The following is an 18002-nucleotide window of genomic DNA, read 5'->3' as shown; positions in this document are numbered from 1 at the left end:
CCTTTGGATTTTACATACCTTTGTTAAGATTCTGTTAAAGGTAAGGAATTTGGAAAGGAAGATGTAAAATGAGAAAGCTGTGGGATTTCTGGAAGAATAAAAAATATGGAAAAAAGAGTATGACAGGATGGTTTCTGCTGACGAATGCATTATTGTGGGGGGTTATAGGTGCAGCACTTTGGGGAGTTGTCAGTCTGGTGGCGTTAAAAGGAATATCCTGGCTGATCATATTTGCAGGATATGCGATTGTTTTCCCGGGATTCCTCGGAGGTGTACTTTTTGCAATGAATGCGGAAACAACGATGGATGAATTAGAGATAAAATAAACAGACAGAGAAGCGGAAATATCAGAAATGGTATTTCCGCTTTTTTCAATACAAATGATGTAAGAGTCAAAAGTGAATTTTGACTCTTACATCATACAAATACAAATTTACAATTTTTACAGATTGTATAGAAAGAAAATACGGAAAAGACTGGTTATTATAGAGCTGATTTGGTAAAATAAAGACAATAATAAGAAGCAGGTGATGAAATATGGACAGTCAGAAGAAAGATCCGCTCTATAAGAGTTTTGGATACGCATTTGAAGGTATTGGTACCTGTATCAAAAAAGAGCGGAATATGAAGATTCACTGTGCGGCAGCGGTTCTGGTAGTGATTGCCGGAGTGATATTGAAGATCTCATCGCTGGAATGGTGCATCTGCCTGACGCTTTTTGGGCTTATCATGGCGCTGGAGCTGGTCAATACCGCAGTAGAAGCGGTGGTCGATCTGGTGACGGAAGAGCGGAAGCCACTTGCAAAGATTGCAAAAGATACAGCAGCAGGTGCGGTTCTGATCGCAGCAATTATGGCAGCGATCGCCGGGATTATTATTTTTCTGCCAAAGGGGCTTACGTTCCTTGGACTTTAAAGCAGATTGAAATTGTGAAAGGAGATAGACGTTATGGGAAGTTTAGGAGATGGAGTTAAAAAAGTATTACTTGCAGGGATTGGTACAGCAGCAGTAACTGCAGAAAAGTCAAAAGAAGTTCTGGATAAGATGGCGGAACGTGGAGAAGCAGCTGTAGAACAGGGAAAAGTTCTGAATCAGGAACTTCGCCACAATATCAAGAAGACCGTAAAAGAAAATGTCAATGTTTCTGTCAGGACATCTTCACCGGAAGAACTGGACGAGCTGCTTGACAAGATGACACCGGAGCAGATTGAACAGCTCAAAGAAAGAATTTATGAACGTGAAGCAGCAGTTTCAGAAGAAGAAACAAAAGAAGTAGAAGAAGCTGTAGAACAGGCAGGAGAGACGGTTGAAACTGTTGAAACAGAGACGGCAGAGGAAGCAGCAAAAGAAGTCGAAGCAATCGAATCTGGCGACGAGGGCATGAATGAGTAACAAAAACCAGCCAAAAGAGTCAAATAAATACAGTTCCAGACTGCGGGAGATGACGGCAGTCCTCAGAAAACATGGGATTACCGGTGGACTTACCCCGGAAAAGCTACGGCTGATCCTGGAGGATCTGGGACCGACTTATATTAAGCTTGGTCAGATCATGTCACTGCATTCCGACATTCTTCCGAAAAGCTATTGTGAAGAACTGATGCGGCTTCATTCCGAGGTGACACCGATGCCATTTGAACAGGTAGCAGAAGTGATCCGCAAGTCCTACGGCTATGAGTGGAACGAAGTATTCCAGAGCATTGATGTGCATCCACTGGGATCGGCGTCGATCGCACAGGTCCACCGGGCGGTTCTGAAGACTGGGGAAGACGTTGTCGTCAAAGTTCAGAGGCAGGGCATCTATAAGGTAATGTCCAGAGATATCAGCTTACTCCACAAAGCGGCAAAGCTGGTTCCGCCAGGTACGATCAAGGACATGGTGGATATTAACATGGTTCTGGACGAGCTCTGGACTGTCACCCAGCAGGAGATGAATTTCCTTCTGGAGGCTGCCAGTATGGAAGAATTTGCCCAGCGCAATCAGGATGTGGCTTTTGTTGCAACGCCCCGGCTCTATCGCGAATATACGACCAACCATGTGCTGGTGATGGAATATATTGACGGATTTGCGATCAACGATAAAGAAAATCTGCTGGCAAATGGTTATGATCTGAATGAGATTGGAACAAAGCTTGTAGATAATTATATTCGCCAGGTTATGGAGGATGGCTTTTTTCATGCTGATCCGCATCCGGGCAATGTGCGCATCCGTGACGGCAAGATTGTCTGGATCGATATGGGAATGATGGGAAGACTTACCGAGCGTGACCGGGAGCAGATCAGCAATGCAGTCAAAGGTGTGGCAGAGAATGACATCGGCCTGATCCAGGAAGCGGTGATGGCACTTGGCGAGTTCCGCGGAAAGCCGGATCAGAGCAAGCTGTATGAAGATATCAATAATCTGATGGCAAAATATGGCACGGTTGATATGGGTGATATCGATATTGCGGAAGTTATGCAGGATTTGATGGAAGTGATGAAGGAAAATAAAATTTCCATGCCTCATGGACTTACTATGCTTGCAAGAGGACTTACCAATATGGAAGGTGTGCTTGCCGAGATCAGTCCGCAGATCAACATGGTTGAGATTGCGGCGGCACGGATGAAGGAGAACTTTCTGACGAAGGAGCAGTGGAAAAAAGAGATGAAGAATGATGCAAAAAGACTGTATCGTTCTCTTCACAAGGCAGTGGATATTCCTTCCCTTGCAGCAGACATCCTGCAGGGTCACATGAAAGGACAGACCAGAGTCAACCTGGATCTTCATACTTCGGATGAGCTTTCCAGACTGCTCAGGAGGCTGGTGCGGAATATTGTAATGGGGCTGTGGGTGATGGCACTTCTGATCAGTTCCAGTATTATCTGTACAACCAATATGCAGCCAAGGTTGTGGGGGATTCCGGCAATCGGTGCGTTTGGATATCTGATGGCATTTGCCATAGTAATGTATGTTTTTATCAAACATATCTTTTCAAAAAAATAAATAAACAGGGGGAAAAGAGATGCGGAAGGAGTTTTATACAGGGCATCTTTTTGATGTATATCGTTATTTTGGAGCACATAAAGAGGGTGAAAATTTTATTTTCCGTGTGTTTGCGCCATCGGCAAAAGGAGTGTGCGTATTTGGAGAGTTCAGTAACTGGACAGAGATCCCGATGTATCAGGAGGGACAGAGCGGTGTATATGTGTCGCAGCCGATTCCGGCGAAGACTGGTCAGATGTATAAGTACTGCATTTACACAGCAAATGGCGGAAGGGTAGAGCACTGTGATCCATATGGTTTCCAGATGGAATTAAGACCAGGAGACTGCTCGATCTTAACGGACCTTTATAGTTATAAATTTAAGGATGAAAAATGGATGAAGAACCGGACGGTCGGATTTGACAGTCCGGTAAATATCTACGAGATCCATGCAGGATCCTGGAGAAAAAAAGGAGAAGGGCAGACAGACTGGTATACTTATACTGAGCTTGCAAAGCTTCTGATTCCTTATGTAAAAAAGAATCACTATACCCATATTGAGATGATGCCGCTTTCCGAGCATCCGTTTGACGGATCCTGGGGATATCAGAATACCGGATTTTTTGCACCGACCGCACGCTATGGAACACCGGATGAGCTGAAAAAATTTGTGGATGAGTGTCACCAGGCAGGAATTGGTGTGATCATGGACTTTGTTCCGGTACATTTTGCAGTCGATTATTATGGACTGAAAGAATTTGACGGAACCTGTCTGTATGAATATCCAAATGCGGCAGTAGGTGAAAGCGAATGGGGAAGCTGTAATTTCATGCATTCCAGAGGGGAAGTACGATGTTTCTTACAGTCGGCAGCAAATTACTGGCTGAGTGAGTTCCATTTTGACGGAATCCGTATGGATGCGGTCAGCCGTCTGATCTACTGGCAGGGTGACGAGACCAGAGGTGTCAACGGAACGACACTGGATTTTCTGAAGGTGATGAACCAGGGACTAAAGTCCCTTCATCCGACGGCCATGCTGATCGCAGAAGATTCCACTAATTTTCCAGGTGTCACCAAACCGGTTGACCAGGGAGGACTTGGTTTTGATTACAAGTGGGATCTTGGCTTCATGCACGATACGCTGGAATATTTCCAGAGTGCACCAGAATACAGAAGCAGAGATTATCATAAGCTGACGTTCTCGATGATGTATTATTATAATGAGCGTTTTCTGCTGGAATACTGTCATGATGAAGTGGTACATGGAAAGGCAACGATTCTCCAGAAGATGAACGGAGAATATGAGGATAAGTTCCCGCAGGCAAGAGCCATGTATCTGTATATGATGGCGCATCCTGGTAAGAAGCTGAATTTTATGGGAAATGAATTCGGTCAGCTCCGCGAGTGGGATGAAAGCCGCGAGCAGGACTGGGATATCTTAAAATATCCGCTCCATGGTGCATTTCACCGATATATGATCGAACTGAACCGTATCGGTCAGGAAAATGATGCATTCTGGCATGATTACGATCCGGAGAATTTCAAATGGCTGGACTGTCATCAGGAAGAACGCTGTATCTATGCAATCAAAAGAAAAGGAAAAGATAAGAACTTTATCGCGATATTCAACTTCTCAGACGAAGAACAGGAAGATTACGAACTGGATACCGAAGAAGAAGGAAAACTCAGTGTGGTACTGAATACGGACTGGGACGAATATGGAGGAAATACAAAAAAGAAAAAGACATTGCCGGCAAAAGCAAAAAAAGGGACGCATGTGACGCTGGACCTGCCGCCGTTTTCGGGGATTTTGCTGATGAGTTAGGTGATGGGAAAGGGACGCCCGGGGCAGAACGATATTTCTGCTTTCGGGCGCGCTTTCGCTTGCCATGCATGCCTAAACAAACGTCCAGTGGACGTTTGTTCGGCTCGCAAAAAACGCAGCGGTACTAAGTTCGGTGATACCGCAAGCGTTATCCCCTCGCTAAGTGCCGGCGTTTTTTGAGGGCCCGCCAGCAGAATTATCGTTCTGCCCCGGGCTGTGCTATGACACCAGAACCGCATCGGCGAAGGGGAAGACGGCACCATACTAAGCGCACAAAAAACTAATACCAGGGGGACGGCATCCGCTGCGCGTCGCCTGATATGTTGTCTGACGGGAAGTGGTGGCAATGGATTTATGTAGGATGCCAATTAGTAGATACTATAAAATTTAATATCGGTACTGGAGAAGTATAAGTGAATGATATGAAGTTTACGTTCCTGTGCAACCTATCCCACTGAAATTAAAATAGTATTTTCCCAGTGCGGCAGCGAAGCGCCTCCGCACAATTTGTACTGGAGCGACAAACGCAAGCACCCATGCATTCGGAATGAACCCCATCGGAAACGTCGGTACTTAGTGAGAGGATGTCGTCAGACATCATCGAACTTAGTATCCGCTACGTTTGCGGACTAAGCGCGAGCGGGGGTGAATCCGAATCCATGGGTGCGTAACTTTGCCAACCACCTACAACTTGCAAACCTCCCTGTCGTACGTCATCAGCCCGTTTATTTCATCTTCGATGTCGGAGAGTTGCGTATATACTGCTCCGCACAAGCCCTGTTCTTTGAGTGGCTCGATTTCTTCAGCCATAAGTTTATGATAGGCTGTCTGGAATTCTTCCGGTGAAGAGCAGATCTTATATCCGTATGTCTTGCCGGAGCAGGTATGTCCTTTGACCTGGCAGGTGTAGCCGCCGTATTCGGAGATGACGAAAGCGCGGTCAGATGGAGTTACGAACTGCTTTGCAAAGTAATTATGTTCACTTTTGAAATCTCCCTGCCGTCTGTCAAACCAGCCACTGGCGGAATCGATGAGCCGGGTGTCATCCAGTTCGCGGAACAAGGCAGTGAGCTTTTTCGAATCAAACTGTCCCCAGCCTTCATTGAAGATCACCCAGGTGCTGATGCATGGGAATGCTTTTAGGGCAGCGACAGTTTCTTTGCATTCGCGGATGAATTCTTCTCTGCCATGTACATTTTTCCTGCCGAAGAGAGGATGAATCCGGTCACTGGTATGCAGTTTGAATTTTGGAAAGAGCGCAGGCAGCCAGGTCATGAACGGAGCATTGTAGGTACCGCCGTTTACCATGTCCTGCCAGACAATCATTCCCAGGCGGTCGCAATGATAATACCATCTTGCAGTCTCGACTTTTACATGCTTACGGATCATGTTGAAGCCGAGATTTTTCATGGTCTGGATATCATAGATCAGCGCTTCATCAGATGGCGCAGTGTAAAGTCCGTCCGGCCAGTATCCCTGATCCAGGACGCCATTCAGAAAAAGCGGTTCATGGTTCAGGCAGAAACGGGGAAGTCCTTTTTTATCCGGTTCGATGGTAAAGGTACGCATTGCAAAATAGCCGGTGACTTTATCTTCGCCTGCCTGTATCTCCATCGTATAAAGATAAGGATCATCCGGATTCCAGGGATGCATATTGTTGACGTCACAGTAGCAGGAGTAACAGCAAAGAGAGTCAGACTGATTGGTGCAGATCCCTTTGGAAATCAGGCGACCGTCCATGTCTCTGACATGACAGACAACCGCTTTGGCATCGCTGCATCCGGAAATCGGATGATTTAAAAGAAGGGATACGTGCACCGTCTCTTTTTCATATAAAGGAGTGAGCTCGAGTTCTTTGACATAGACAGCCGGAACCCATTCCATCCATACTGTCTGCCAGATTCCACTCTGGGCGGTGTAGAACATTCCACCACGCTTTAATTTCTGTTTTCCAACACTGTGATAAGAAGTGTCGGAACGGTCTTCAATGTGTACAGTCAGAGCGTTGGAACCCTCCTGCAGAGCATCTGTGATATCAGCAGAAAATGGAAGATATCCGCCGACATGTGAGATAACTACTTTTCCATTTACCAGAACTTTTGCATACTGATCGACTGCACCAAAATGTAAGATGCACCGGGATCCGTCGGAAGGTAGGCACTTGACCGGCAGAAGGCGCTCACAGAGCATTTTTTCGTGCGGTTTTAACTGGAAACCGGCACCGGAAAGAGGGGCTTCCGGAGAAAAAGGAACGAGAAGAGTTCCTTCTTTGGTTATGGTATTTTTCTCTGAAAGAACTGTATAATTCCATTCTCCATTCAGGTTGATATATTGATCGCGGATCATTTGCGGACGTGGATATTCTTCCAGTATGTGCTGCGGATCAAGAGCTTTTCCCCAACGGGTAGTCAGTGTCTGATGGGAAGCTTTTCCGGGAAAGATCCGTACACTTGCAAGTGCTGCTAAAAGATTCATAAAAAAACCTCTTTCGTTAAATATTCTTATAGTCTATTGTACCATGTGACAACAAAAACACCGCACATTTTATAGAAATTTTAGAAATGAAAACAGCGGGGAAAAACGGATTGTAAAAAAGAAAGAATCAGTTTATCATAAGAATATAAGAAAAGATGAACTGTGAGAACACAGACAAAGAGCAGGCAGGAGGAAAGACCGATGAAAATAGTTTTAGATACACATGCACATACCATTGTCAGCGGACATGCATACAATACGATCCGTGAGATGGCACAGATGGCGAAAGAGAAAGGACTGGAGGCATTTGCACTGACTGAACATGCGCCGCAGATGCCGGGAACCTGTCATGAGTTCTATTTCCAGAATCTGCATATCGTACCGCGTGAAATGTACGGCGTGAGACTGTTCATGGGTGTGGAACTGAATATTATGAATGAAAAGGGAGAGGTTGACCTTCCGGAGAGCACACTTTGTCAGATGGATCTTGCAATTGCAAGTATTCATGGACCTTGTTATAAAGGCGAGCGGACGGAAGAGGCAATCACGGCAGCATACCTTGCGGCAATGGAGAATCCGCTGATTCACATTATTGGACATCCGGATGACGGAAGATATCCGGTGGATTATGAACAACTGGCAAAAAAAGCAAAAGAGACAGGAACCATTCTGGAGGTAAATAACGGTTCGCTAAGACCAGGCGGATTCCGCGTGGATACCAGGAAAAATGATTTAAAAATGCTTGAATACTGTAAGAAATACGAAGTTCCGGTTACGATGGGAAGCGACGCACACATGGATGTAGATCTTGCAGATTACAGTTATGCGCTTCCGGTGATCGAGGAGAGTCATTTTCCGGAAGAACTGATCGTTAATACTTCTGCAGAGCTTCTGGAATCATGTATCCGGCATAAACGGAATATGTGGAAACAGAAAAAAGTGAATTGTTAATACGACATTTACATTAAAAAAGCCCGGATGAAAGATAGAGAAAAGACTTGATATCTAGTTTTTAATACTATATAATATCTATATTGAGGTGAAAAAGAATGACGATAAATACGGAAGATTTATTAAACAGTATCCTGGAAAGTGTCGGTGGAATTGATTATATTCATCCGGTAGATATTCCGAATATAGATTTATATATGGATCAGGTAACAACTTTTATGGAGGAGCAGCTCAGTTCGACGAAGCGTTATGAGGATGATAAGATCCTGACGAAAACGATGATCAATAATTATGCGAAGAACAATCTGCTTCCGCCTCCGATCAAGAAAAAGTATTCCAAAGAGCACCTTCTGGTTTTGATTTTTGTCTATTATTTTAAGAACCTGCTCTCGATCAAAGATATTGAGATCTTGTTAAAGCCACTGACGGACAAATATTTTGCTGTAGATTCGGAATTTGACATGGAAAGCATCTATGAAGAAGTCTGTAAGATGGAAAAAAGCAGGATTGGAGAGCTGCAGGATAGTATTCGCAAGGCGTATGAGACTGCTGAGCATTCTTTTGCATGTGTGGATGATGAAGAAAGAGAACAGCTTCAGAAGTTTGCCTTTATCTGCAATCTCAGTTTTGATGTGTATGTGAAAAAGCAGCTGATCGAAAAAATGGTGGACGAACTTCCAAAGCCGGATAAGAAAAAATAAAAGCGTTAGTTAAAAAAAGGATAAAAAAGGAACGGATTTCAGATTTTGAAATTCGTTCCTTTTTTACTATTATGTGTCTGGCAATGGCTGTTACTACCAGCTCCTGCCGGTGTCTGTAAAATTAAGATTCGGATTCTTCAGCCCCCGACTGAAGTCTCTCAAATACCATATCGTATCCATCATTACCATAATTAAGAGAGCGGTTTACGCGGCTGATTGTTGCTGTGGAAGCACCGGTCTTTTCTGCAATCTCCAGGTATGTTTTCTGATCACGCAACATCTTAGCTACTTCAAAACGCTGTGAAAGCGATAAAAGCTCATTGATCGTGCAGACATCTTCAAAGAATGTGTAGCATTCTTCTCTGCTTTTCAGACTGAGAACGGCGTCAAATAGAGAATCGACCGCTTCTGTTCTGATTTTTCTACTCATTATATTATCCCTCCGTGACAAATAATCAATAAGAGTGTGACAAAAACTGCCCCACTCATTCATACAATAACATTTTAGCACATTAAAATTTTAAAGTCCAGATATTTTACAAAATTTTACAGATAAGAAAAAAGGAGCTGGATTTTTCTATTTTTACGACGAAAAATAGGGAGGAGAGATTCTTTGACACCCCACTTTTTTTATAATATAATGATGCAATAGAGCCTCGAGAGAGGAGAAGAAAGAGGAACAAAAATATGAGTATTTATGATACATTAAATGACAAACAGCAGGAGGCTGTTTTCTATACAGAGGGTCCGCTTCTGATCCTTGCCGGAGCAGGATCCGGTAAGACACGTGTCCTTACACACAGGATTGCCTGGCTGATCGATCAGATAGGTGTGAACCCATGGAATATCCTGGCGATCACATTTACGAACAAGGCAGCCGGGGAGATGCGTGAGAGAGTGGATCAGATTGTTGGATTCGGTTCGGAAAGTATCTGGGTGAGCACCTTCCATTCAATGTGTGTGCGGATCCTGCGCAGATATATTGACCGGCTCGGGTATGATACAAATTTTACGATTTATGATGCAGATGATCAGAAGACACTGATCAAGGATGTGTGTAAATATCTGCAGATCGATACGAAAATGTTTAAGGAACGGTCGCTTCTTAGTGCGATTTCTTCCGCAAAAGATGAGCTTGTCACACCGGAAGAGATGACACTTCGTGCAGAAGGAGATTGGGCGAAAAAGAAGATTGCACAGGTTTATACCGAGTATGAAAAGCAGCTGAAAGCTAACAATGCACTCGATTTTGACGATCTGCTTTTAAAGACGGTACAGCTTCTTCAGACACAGCCGGACGTGCTGGAGTATTATCAGGAAAGATTCCGTTATATCATGGTGGATGAGTATCAGGATACGAATACGGTACAGTTTAAGCTGGTAAGTCTTCTTGCCGGTAAGTATCAGAATCTGTGTGTAGTTGGTGATGACGACCAGTCGATCTACAAATTCAGGGGTGCGAATATCATGAATATCCTGAATTTTGAAAAAGAATATCCGAATGCGAAGGTGATCAAGCTGGAACAGAATTACCGTTCCACATCCACAATCCTGAACGCAGCAAATGAAGTGATCCGTCACAATACAGGACGAAAAGAGAAGTCGCTCTGGACCGAGAATGGTGAGGGTGAGAAGATTCAGTTCCGTCAGTTTGATTCTGCTTACGATGAGGCGGATTATATTGTCAGTGATATCAAAGACAAGGTGAACAGTGGAAAAAGAGAATACAAGGATTTCGCTATTTTATACAGAACCAATGCGCAGTCCCGTATATTCGAGGAAAAGATGGTGGTATCCAATGTTCCGTATAAGATCGTTGGTGGAGTAAACTTCTATGCAAGACGTGAAATAAAGGATCTGCTGGCATATTTAAAAACAGTAGATAATGGAAAAGATGATCTGGCAGTGCGGAGGATCATCAATGTGCCGAAGAGGGGAATCGGACTGACAACTATCGGAAGAGTGCAGGACTATGCAACGGAACGGGAGATCAGTTTCTATGAAGCAATCCTGGCAGCAGGATCGGTTCCGGGAATCGGACGTGCGCTTGGCAAAATCGAATCCTTTGCAGCCCTGATTGAGCATTTCAAAGCCGAAGGCGAACGCATGAGTGTAGCGGAGCTGATGGATGAGATTATCGATGCAACTGGATATGTAGAAGAACTGCAGGCGGATTCTGATGAAGAAGCAGAAAGCCGTCTGGAAAATATTGAAGAGCTTCGGAATAAAATTGTTGCATACGAAGAATCCTGTGAAGCAGAAGATGAAAAACCGACACTTTCCGGCTTTTTAGAGCAAGTGGCATTGGTTGCAGATATCGACAGTCTTGATGAGGAGACGGACTATGTGGTGCTGATGACTTTACATAGTGCGAAAGGTCTGGAATTTCCACACGTCTATCTCGCCGGCCTGGAAGATGGGATTTTCCCAAGCTATATGACGATCACGGCAGATGATCCGGCAGAGCTGGAAGAAGAGAGAAGACTCTGCTATGTGGGAATTACCCGTGCAAAGGAGAATCTGACGCTGACCTGTGCAAGACGACGGATGGTACACGGTGAGACACAGTATAATAAGATGTCCAGATTCTTAAAAGAGATTCCGCTGAGTCTGCTTTCTACCGGTGCCCTGTTCAAAAAAGAGCAGACAGAGGAGGAACCAAAGGTATCTGCTTACCGTCAGGCAAAGCAGGCATTTGCGACAAAAGCGTTCGCGGCGACAAAGCCTGCACAGCAGTTTACTGTGACCAAGGGAAAAGGTCCGGGATATGATGTGGGGGACAGAGTGCGTCATATAAAGTTTGGGGAAGGACTGGTGACACAGATCACAGAAGGCGGAAGAGACTACGAAGTGACTGTGGACTTTGATACGGCGGGCACGAAGAAGATGTTTGCCATGTTTGCAAAACTGCAGAAAATTGACTAAAACTGCACTATGTGCCTAAGAAACACATTCTTTTTCGTAAAATCTGTGCAATATGGTGGAAATTATGCATGGATTTGTGGTATACTAGCTATAAATAATGAGTGAGCCGAAGCGGAAAGTGACGGCAGAAAGGGCGTGTATGGAGATGAACAGAATCGAAGAATTACTTGCAACAACGAAACTCAACGATATGATGCATAAGAAAGATGATGATCAGAAGACAACTGTTCTCTGGATTCTTGCAATTATCGGTGCGGTAGCAGCAGTTGCAGCAATTGCATATGCAGTATATTGTTTCTTTACTCCGGATTATCTGGAAGACTTTGAAGAAGATTTTGACGATGATTTCGACAATGATTTCTTCAGTGACGAAGACGAAGTACAGTAATATTAAGAAAGCAGCGAAGGCAGGAATTGTCAAAGATTCCTGCCTTTTCTATGTGAGGGTATATAGATAGATGAAAAAAGGACAGATATTAGAAGGATATATAGAAAGGGTAGATTTCCCGAATAAAGGATTTGCCGTGGTAGAGGGCGAAGAAAAAAAAGTGATTGTGAAGAATACCGTTCCGGAACAGAAGGTGCGTTTCGCGGTGAATAAGATACGAAAAGGTCAGGCAGAGGGTCGGCTTCTGGAAATTCTGGAGCATTCACCGGAAGAATGTCAGCCGGTATGTCCGCATTTTGGAGCCTGTGGCGGATGTACTTATCAGAATCTGCCGTATGAAAAGCAGGTGGAGATGAAGGAAGCGCAGATCCGTGCAATGATGGATGCGGCGGTTGATGGTGATTATATCTGGGAGGGTGTTAAAGAAAGCCCGGTCAGAGAGGGATACCGCAATAAAATGGAATTTTCTTTTGGAGACGAATATAAGGACGGGCCTCTTGCACTTGGTATGCATAAAAGAGGCAGCTTTCACGATATTGTAAATGTTACAGAATGCAAGATCGTGGATGAGGATTTCAGACGAATTTTAAAGGCTGTTCTGGAGTTCGCGACAGATACAGGTCTTCCGTATTATCACAGAATGCGCCATACTGGATTTTTCCGTCATCTTCTTGTGAGAAAGGCAGTTCGTACCGGAGAAATTCTGATCGATCTGGTAACAACATCGGAGGCACAGCTAGATGAAGCCGGACTGGTGGAAAAGCTTACCGGTCTTTCTTATGATGGGAAGCTTGCCGGAATTCTTCATACAACCAATAACAGCCTTGCGGATGTGGTAAAAGATGAAGGAACCAGAACCTTATATGGACAGGATTATTTCTATGAGGAACTTCTGGGACTGAAGTTCAAGATCACACCATTTTCTTTTTTCCAGACTAATTCCCTTGGCGCGGAAGTGCTTTATGAGGCAGCAAGATCTTATATCGGTGAGACAAAAGATAAGGTAATCTTTGATCTCTACAGTGGAACCGGAACGATTGCACAGATCCTTGCACCAGTGGCAAAAAAAGTAGTAGGTGTGGAGATTGTTGAAGAGGCGGTAGAGGCTGCAAAAGAAAATGCTGCTTTAAATGGACTCGATAACTGTACCTTCTGGGCTGGAGATGTGTTGAAAGTAATCGATGATCTGGGTGAAGTACCGGATCTGATCGTGCTGGATCCCCCAAGAGACGGCGTGCATCCGAAAGCACTGGAAAAGATCATTGATTTTGGTGTGGAGAGAATGGTTTATATTGCCTGCAAACCGACCAGCCTGGCAAGAGATCTGGAGCTTCTGCAGGGAAGAGGATATCAGGTAGAACGGATTGGGTGTGTGGATCTTTTTCCGGGCACTTACCATATTGAAACTGTCGTCCTCTTGGGCAACCAAAAGACAAAGCCTGATTCACACATTAAACTTAGTGTTGATATGGACGAGTTCAACAAAGTTAAAAATGGTGAAAAATAGAATATAAAACACTGAACTTAAAAGAGAACTGTTAATACGATGCAAATCGTGTTAGCAGTTCTTTTTGCGTTTAAGGGAGGTGGTGCCGTTGGGCTATGGAACTGTTATTCTCGGATGATTCTGCATCCGATACAAGGTCTGCAATTCTAATCTAAAACAAGGCAAATCTAAGGAGGCAACATTATGGCATTTAAGAAATTCAGAAAAATGAAAGTATATAACGTGAGTGGTTACAACTATAAAGATACACCAACCATCATCTTAAAGGGAGAGTGGTTGAAAGAAACGGGATTTGAAATCGGCAGTTTGATTCAGGTGGAATGCGAGAACGGAAAGTTGATTATCACTCCAAGAGAACCGGAAGAAGTGGAATATCATGCTCCTTGTGGCAAGTGCATGATGGTGGCAGAAGATTGTAAATATAATTGCAAGAAAGGAAGAAAATAGTTATGGCAAAGATCATCGTATTAGGTGCCATGAAAGGTGGAGTCGGCAAGTCCGTCTCTACCTTTAATCTGGCATATTCATTGGCAGAGTTGGGGAAGAAAGTATTAGCAGTTGATTTTGACAGTCAGGCAAATTTGACTACCTGCATGGGAGTGGAAGATGTGGCAGCAGTTCCGGTTACTATCGGTCATTTGATGATGAATCAGATTGAGGAAGAAGAACATCCGGAACCGGAAGAATACATTATGAACAGAAAAGGTGTGGATTTTATCCCATCATCCATGGTGCTTTCAGCGGTGGATGCGAAGCTGCGAATCGAAATGGGTGCAGAGAGGATTCTGGCAGGTATTCTGGAACCGTTGCGTGACAGATACGATTACATATTGATTGATACCTGTCCGTCTTTGGGAGCACTCACTATCAATGCATTAGCGGCGGCAGACGAAGTGATTATCGCGGCAAATCCACAGTTGCTGGCCATGATGGGATTGCAGGATTTTCTGAAATCTGTGAGAAAGATTAAGAACCGCATCAATCCGAAATTGGAAGTAGCAGGTATTCTGTTGACCATGTGTGAAGCACGTACCAATCTGTGTAAAGTCATCACAGAACAGGTGTCAGAGACATTTGTAGGTCAGCTTCGGATCTTTGACAGTAAGATTCCAAATACAGTAAAGGTGGGAGAGTCAGTTTATTACAGTGAGCCATTACTGGAGTATGCACCGGGATGTAAGGCTTGCAAAGCATATCAGAATTTGGCAAAGGAGTTGATTGAGAATGAAGGCTAATGCACCAAAAAGAAAAGTATTTCAAGATGCAGTTGATTTATTAGGAATGCCGGAAGTAGAAAATGCTCCGGTATCCAATGGCACAACAATGATTCCAGTAGAGAAGATAGTTCCATTTCATAATCATCCGTTTCGTCTGTATGAGGGAGAACGCCTTGATGATATGGTGGAGAGTGTCAGAGAGCATGGGATTCTTATTCCTGTAATCGTACAGAAAGTAGCAGAGGGATATGAAATGCTTGCCGGTCATAACAGATGGAATGCTGCGAAGATTATAGGCATCAAAGATATTCCTGCAATCATCAAAGAAAATCTGACTGAGAGAGAAGCGTATGTGTATGTGATAGAAACCAATATGTTGCAGAGGTCTTTTGATGAACTCTTACCATCGGAAAAGGCAGCAGTATTGGCAGAGAGGTATGAGAAAGTTATGTGTCAGGGCAGACGAAATGACATTCTGGAAGAGATTGCAAAGCTGAATGGTGTGGACGCACCAGAGACTTGTGGACATGATGTCCACAAGTCAAAGAGCAGAGATTCCATTGGGGAAGATTATGGAATGACCGGACGCAATATCGCAAGATACATGAGATTGAACCAGACCACAGACCAGATTAAGGAAATGGTGGATGCAGGTACTATGGCTATGGTAACAGCGGTGGAATTATCGTATCTGTCAGAAGAGGAACAGAAGCAGGTCTGTACAGTTCTGGATGAGCATGGTGGAAAGATTAAGAATACACAGGCTGTGGAACTACATAATGCAGCAGGTTCTCTGACGGAAGATATGGTAAAGAGCATTCTGGTGGGAGAGGTAAAGGAGAAACCGGTATCTGATTCAAAGATGTTTGCTCAGATAAAGAAGAAATATTTTAAGGGAAAGACCACAGAAGAGGTACTGGAAGTTTTGGAACAGGCATTGGCTTCATGGTTTGCCGGAGAGGGGGATGTGGATGTTTGATACAAAACAGTTTGAGAAAATCAATCCCCAGTATTTTAACATTATTATGCTGAGTGAACATGATGTGACGATACAATCCAGAAATACCGGACATTATTGGTATTTACATAATACAGATTATCCGGTAGAGGGGAACTGTGTGATATTTCATAAACATAAAGCATCACATCCGTATCACCTGCATGGCAGAGCAGGGACTCTGCCACAGGCGGTAAGGAGTATTAAGAAGCATGATAAGTGGCAGATGGGTGGGAGAAGGAATTAAATGATATGATAGTTGGGCGCGTGCAAAAACACGCGATCTTAAATTTATAGAAAGTTGATTATATCAAGAAAATAATTGTATAAAATAATCTTTTTTGTATTGGAAAATAAATAAAGTTATGGTACACTTTAAAAGGAATATTATACATTTATGAATTTGTCTTGCAATAAGGAAATGGAGAAAACGGCATGGTATTAAATGATATTGAAAAAGATATAAAAATAAAATGTATTGAAAGCGATACGACGCAAGCAAGTCTTGCTGATAAGATTGGTAAAACAAGCCAATATGTAAATCGAATTGTGAAAAAGAAAGACAGCATATTGAATAAGACCTTTGTTCAAATGATGGAAGGGCTTGGATATGATATTCGATTAACCTACGAGAAAAGGGAGGCAAAAAACAATGAATAAGCATCAGTTAGCATCTACTATCTGGGAGTCTGCAAATCAGATGAGATCAAAAATAGAAGCAAATGAGTATAAGGATTTTATCCTTGGATTTATTTTTTATAAATATCTGTCTGAAAAAGAATTGACATTGCTTCGACAGGAAAAGTTTACTGAGGAAGAAATTAAGCAAGTTGATGAAAATGATGTTAAACTTGTTAAGCATCTAAGAGAGACATTAGGCTACTTTATTTCGTATAACAATCTTTTTTCAACATGGCTTGAAAAAGGAAATGACTTTGATGTATCTAATGTTAGGGAAGCTCTTTCTGCATTTGACCGCAATATTGATGATGTCTATACTAAGGTGTTTGAAAAAATCTTTAATACATTGCAGACCGGATTATCAAAACTTGGAGAAACATCTGCTGCACAGACTAAATCAATAAAAAAATTATTGAAGTTGATTAAAAAGATTCCGATGGATGGAAAACAGGATTACGATGTTCTTGGTTTTATTTATGAATATCTCATTAGTAATTTTGCGGCGAATGCTGGAAAAAAAGCAGGCGAATTTTATACTCCACATGAAGTGTCGGTGCTTATGTCAGAAATTGTTGCGGAACATCTGAAAAACAAGAAACAGATTAGAATATATGACCCAACGTCTGGATCTGGTTCGCTGTTAATAAATATTGGTAAATCTGCGGCTCGTTTTATATCCGGTGAAGGAAAAATCGATTATTACGCACAGGAATTAAAAGAAAATACGTATAACTTAACAAGAATGAATCTTGTTATGAGAGGAATAAAGCCAGCCAACATAAATGTAAGAAACGGTGATACATTGGAGGATGATTGGCCATTCTTTGAGGAAAACAAAAAGGACACAACTTATCAGTTAATAAAGGTTGATGCAGTGGTAAGCAATCCACCTTATTCTCAGAAATGGGATACTACTGACAAAGAATTTGACCTTAGATACAAGTATTACGGAGTAGCACCGAAGGCGAAGGCGGATTATGCATTTTTATTACACGATCTTTATCATTTGGAAGATGATGGAATCATGACAATTGTTTTACCGCATGGTGTTTTATTTAGAGGCGGTGAAGAAGCAAAGATACGTGAAAATCTGATTGAAAAAAATAATATTGATGCTATTATTGGGCTTCCTGAAAATATTTTCTTTGGTACTAATATTGCCACGATTATTATGATTCTTAAAAGAAATAGACCTACATCCGATGTGCTTATTATAGATGCATCAAAAGGATTTGAAAAATCTGGAAAGAATAATAAGTTGCGCGCTTGTGACATTAAGAAAATTATAGATACTGTAAAATACAGAACTGAAATCGATAAATATTCTGTATTGGTAAAGAAAGAGGATATTCAAGCTATGGTGTGCTACCTGTCAA

General features: G+C 42.9%; 18 protein-coding genes. 16 read left to right on the top strand and 2 right to left on the bottom strand.

The window, feature by feature from the left end; all coding sequences use genetic code 11:
• The first annotated feature begins 68 nt into the window (after positions 1-68).
• From ACYQ5K_RS11445 to glgB, 5 genes are all read left to right on the top strand, one after another.
• Entirely contained in the window at positions 69-326 is a 258-nt protein-coding gene (locus tag ACYQ5K_RS11445) for a hypothetical protein (RefSeq protein ID WP_173689537.1), read from the top strand.
• A gap of 211 nt (positions 327-537) precedes the next feature.
• Positions 538-915 carry a diacylglycerol kinase family protein gene (locus tag ACYQ5K_RS11440; protein WP_173689536.1) on the top strand — a complete coding sequence of 126 codons (378 nt, stop codon included), beginning with the start codon at positions 538-540 and terminating at the stop codon, positions 913-915.
• Between the two features lie 33 nt (positions 916-948).
• The gene (locus ACYQ5K_RS11435; protein WP_195231637.1) at positions 949-1392 is read left to right on the top strand and encodes a phasin family protein; all 444 of its coding nucleotides are present in this window, start codon (positions 949-951) and stop codon (positions 1390-1392) included.
• The gene (locus ACYQ5K_RS11430; RefSeq protein WP_173689534.1) at positions 1385-2980 is read left to right on the top strand and encodes an ABC1 kinase family protein; all 1596 of its coding nucleotides are present in this window, start codon (positions 1385-1387) and stop codon (positions 2978-2980) included. The genes ACYQ5K_RS11435 and ACYQ5K_RS11430 overlap by 8 nt, the downstream gene beginning before the upstream one ends.
• A 19-nt stretch (positions 2981-2999) precedes the next feature.
• Positions 3000-4784, top strand: a complete 1785-nt coding sequence (glgB, locus tag ACYQ5K_RS11425) for a 1,4-alpha-glucan branching protein GlgB (RefSeq protein ID WP_195231639.1) — start codon at positions 3000-3002, stop codon at positions 4782-4784.
• A gap of 684 nt (positions 4785-5468) precedes the next feature.
• Here glgB and ACYQ5K_RS11420 read toward each other — a convergent pair.
• Positions 5469-7259, bottom strand: coding sequence for a glycoside hydrolase family 2 protein (locus ACYQ5K_RS11420; RefSeq protein WP_195231640.1), 1791 nt, complete (start codon positions 7257-7259; stop codon positions 5469-5471).
• Positions 7260-7460: 201 nt separating this feature from the next.
• On the opposite strand from ACYQ5K_RS11420, the gene ACYQ5K_RS11415 reads away from it, so the two are divergent.
• Complete coding sequence (locus ACYQ5K_RS11415; RefSeq protein WP_195231641.1) at positions 7461-8210, top strand: phosphatase; 750 nt, start codon at positions 7461-7463, stop codon at positions 8208-8210.
• Between the two features lie 98 nt (positions 8211-8308).
• Complete coding sequence (locus ACYQ5K_RS11410; RefSeq protein WP_195231642.1) at positions 8309-8911, top strand: DUF1836 domain-containing protein; 603 nt, start codon at positions 8309-8311, stop codon at positions 8909-8911.
• Positions 8912-9032: 121 nt separating this feature from the next.
• Here ACYQ5K_RS11410 and ACYQ5K_RS11405 read toward each other — a convergent pair whose 3' ends face one another.
• Complete coding sequence (locus ACYQ5K_RS11405; protein ID WP_173689529.1) at positions 9033-9341, bottom strand: YerC/YecD family TrpR-related protein; 309 nt, start codon at positions 9339-9341, stop codon at positions 9033-9035.
• A gap of 257 nt (positions 9342-9598) precedes the next feature.
• Here ACYQ5K_RS11405 and pcrA point away from each other — a divergent pair, with 257 nt between their 5' ends.
• From pcrA to ACYQ5K_RS11360, 9 genes are all read left to right on the top strand, one after another.
• Positions 9599-11836: a DNA helicase PcrA gene (gene pcrA, locus ACYQ5K_RS11400; protein ID WP_195231643.1), complete on the top strand. Its 2238-nt coding sequence runs from the start codon at positions 9599-9601 to the stop codon at positions 11834-11836.
• Positions 11837-11981: 145 nt separating this feature from the next.
• Complete coding sequence (locus ACYQ5K_RS11395; protein WP_044998722.1) at positions 11982-12224, top strand: hypothetical protein; 243 nt, start codon at positions 11982-11984, stop codon at positions 12222-12224.
• Between the two features lie 70 nt (positions 12225-12294).
• Positions 12295-13731 carry a 23S rRNA (uracil(1939)-C(5))-methyltransferase RlmD gene (gene rlmD, locus ACYQ5K_RS11390; RefSeq protein ID WP_459777621.1) on the top strand — a complete coding sequence of 479 codons (1437 nt, stop codon included), beginning with the start codon at positions 12295-12297 and terminating at the stop codon, positions 13729-13731.
• A 183-nt stretch (positions 13732-13914) separates the two neighbouring features.
• Positions 13915-14178, top strand: coding sequence for a SymE family type I addiction module toxin (locus ACYQ5K_RS11385; RefSeq protein WP_349141920.1), 264 nt, complete (start codon positions 13915-13917; stop codon positions 14176-14178).
• Positions 14179-14180: 2 nt separating this feature from the next.
• The gene (locus ACYQ5K_RS11380) at positions 14181-14966 is read left to right on the top strand and encodes a ParA family protein (protein WP_459777620.1); all 786 of its coding nucleotides are present in this window, start codon (positions 14181-14183) and stop codon (positions 14964-14966) included.
• A complete protein-coding gene (locus ACYQ5K_RS11375; protein WP_459777619.1) occupies positions 14956-15927 on the top strand; it encodes a ParB N-terminal domain-containing protein in 972 nt (323 codons plus the stop codon). The genes ACYQ5K_RS11380 and ACYQ5K_RS11375 overlap by 11 nt, the downstream gene beginning before the upstream one ends.
• Positions 15920-16192 carry a hypothetical protein gene (locus ACYQ5K_RS11370; RefSeq protein ID WP_459777618.1) on the top strand — a complete coding sequence of 91 codons (273 nt, stop codon included), beginning with the start codon at positions 15920-15922 and terminating at the stop codon, positions 16190-16192. The genes ACYQ5K_RS11375 and ACYQ5K_RS11370 overlap by 8 nt, the downstream gene beginning before the upstream one ends.
• A gap of 188 nt (positions 16193-16380) precedes the next feature.
• Complete coding sequence (locus tag ACYQ5K_RS11365; RefSeq protein ID WP_459777617.1) at positions 16381-16605, top strand: helix-turn-helix domain-containing protein; 225 nt, start codon at positions 16381-16383, stop codon at positions 16603-16605.
• Positions 16598-18002, top strand: a 1405-nt coding sequence (locus ACYQ5K_RS11360; RefSeq protein ID WP_459777616.1) for a type I restriction-modification system subunit M, incomplete at its 3' end; no start/stop codon positions are given. The genes ACYQ5K_RS11365 and ACYQ5K_RS11360, both read left to right, overlap by 8 nt.

Source organism: Allocoprococcus similis (genome assembly GCF_054660775.1).
The sequence above is the reverse complement of the archived record's forward strand: the minus strand, read 5'-3'. Positions and strand labels throughout refer to the sequence as shown.

Excerpts from the sequence above, each read along its gene's own strand:
- ACYQ5K_RS11445 (WP_173689537.1), top strand. The coding sequence starts at position 69 with ATGAGAAAGCTGTGGGATTTCTGGAAGAATAAAAAATATGGAAAAAAG.
- ACYQ5K_RS11440 (WP_173689536.1), top strand. The coding sequence starts at position 538 with ATGGACAGTCAGAAGAAAGATCCGCTCTATAAGAGTTTTGGATACGCA.
- ACYQ5K_RS11435 (WP_195231637.1), top strand. The coding sequence starts at position 949 with ATGGGAAGTTTAGGAGATGGAGTTAAAAAAGTATTACTTGCAGGGATT.
- ACYQ5K_RS11430 (WP_173689534.1), top strand. The coding sequence starts at position 1,385 with ATGAGTAACAAAAACCAGCCAAAAGAGTCAAATAAATACAGTTCCAGA.
- glgB (WP_195231639.1), top strand. The coding sequence starts at position 3,000 with ATGCGGAAGGAGTTTTATACAGGGCATCTTTTTGATGTATATCGTTAT.
- ACYQ5K_RS11420 (WP_195231640.1), bottom strand. The coding sequence starts at position 7,259 with ATGAATCTTTTAGCAGCACTTGCAAGTGTACGGATCTTTCCCGGAAAA.
- ACYQ5K_RS11415 (WP_195231641.1), top strand. The coding sequence starts at position 7,461 with ATGAAAATAGTTTTAGATACACATGCACATACCATTGTCAGCGGACAT.
- ACYQ5K_RS11410 (WP_195231642.1), top strand. The coding sequence starts at position 8,309 with ATGACGATAAATACGGAAGATTTATTAAACAGTATCCTGGAAAGTGTC.
- ACYQ5K_RS11405 (WP_173689529.1), bottom strand. The coding sequence starts at position 9,341 with ATGAGTAGAAAAATCAGAACAGAAGCGGTCGATTCTCTATTTGACGCC.
- pcrA (WP_195231643.1), top strand. The coding sequence starts at position 9,599 with ATGAGTATTTATGATACATTAAATGACAAACAGCAGGAGGCTGTTTTC.
- ACYQ5K_RS11395 (WP_044998722.1), top strand. The coding sequence starts at position 11,982 with ATGAACAGAATCGAAGAATTACTTGCAACAACGAAACTCAACGATATG.
- rlmD (WP_459777621.1), top strand. The coding sequence starts at position 12,295 with ATGAAAAAAGGACAGATATTAGAAGGATATATAGAAAGGGTAGATTTC.
- ACYQ5K_RS11385 (WP_349141920.1), top strand. The coding sequence starts at position 13,915 with ATGGCATTTAAGAAATTCAGAAAAATGAAAGTATATAACGTGAGTGGT.
- ACYQ5K_RS11380 (WP_459777620.1), top strand. The coding sequence starts at position 14,181 with ATGGCAAAGATCATCGTATTAGGTGCCATGAAAGGTGGAGTCGGCAAG.
- ACYQ5K_RS11375 (WP_459777619.1), top strand. The coding sequence starts at position 14,956 with ATGAAGGCTAATGCACCAAAAAGAAAAGTATTTCAAGATGCAGTTGAT.
- ACYQ5K_RS11370 (WP_459777618.1), top strand. The coding sequence starts at position 15,920 with ATGTTTGATACAAAACAGTTTGAGAAAATCAATCCCCAGTATTTTAAC.
- ACYQ5K_RS11365 (WP_459777617.1), top strand. The coding sequence starts at position 16,381 with ATGGTATTAAATGATATTGAAAAAGATATAAAAATAAAATGTATTGAA.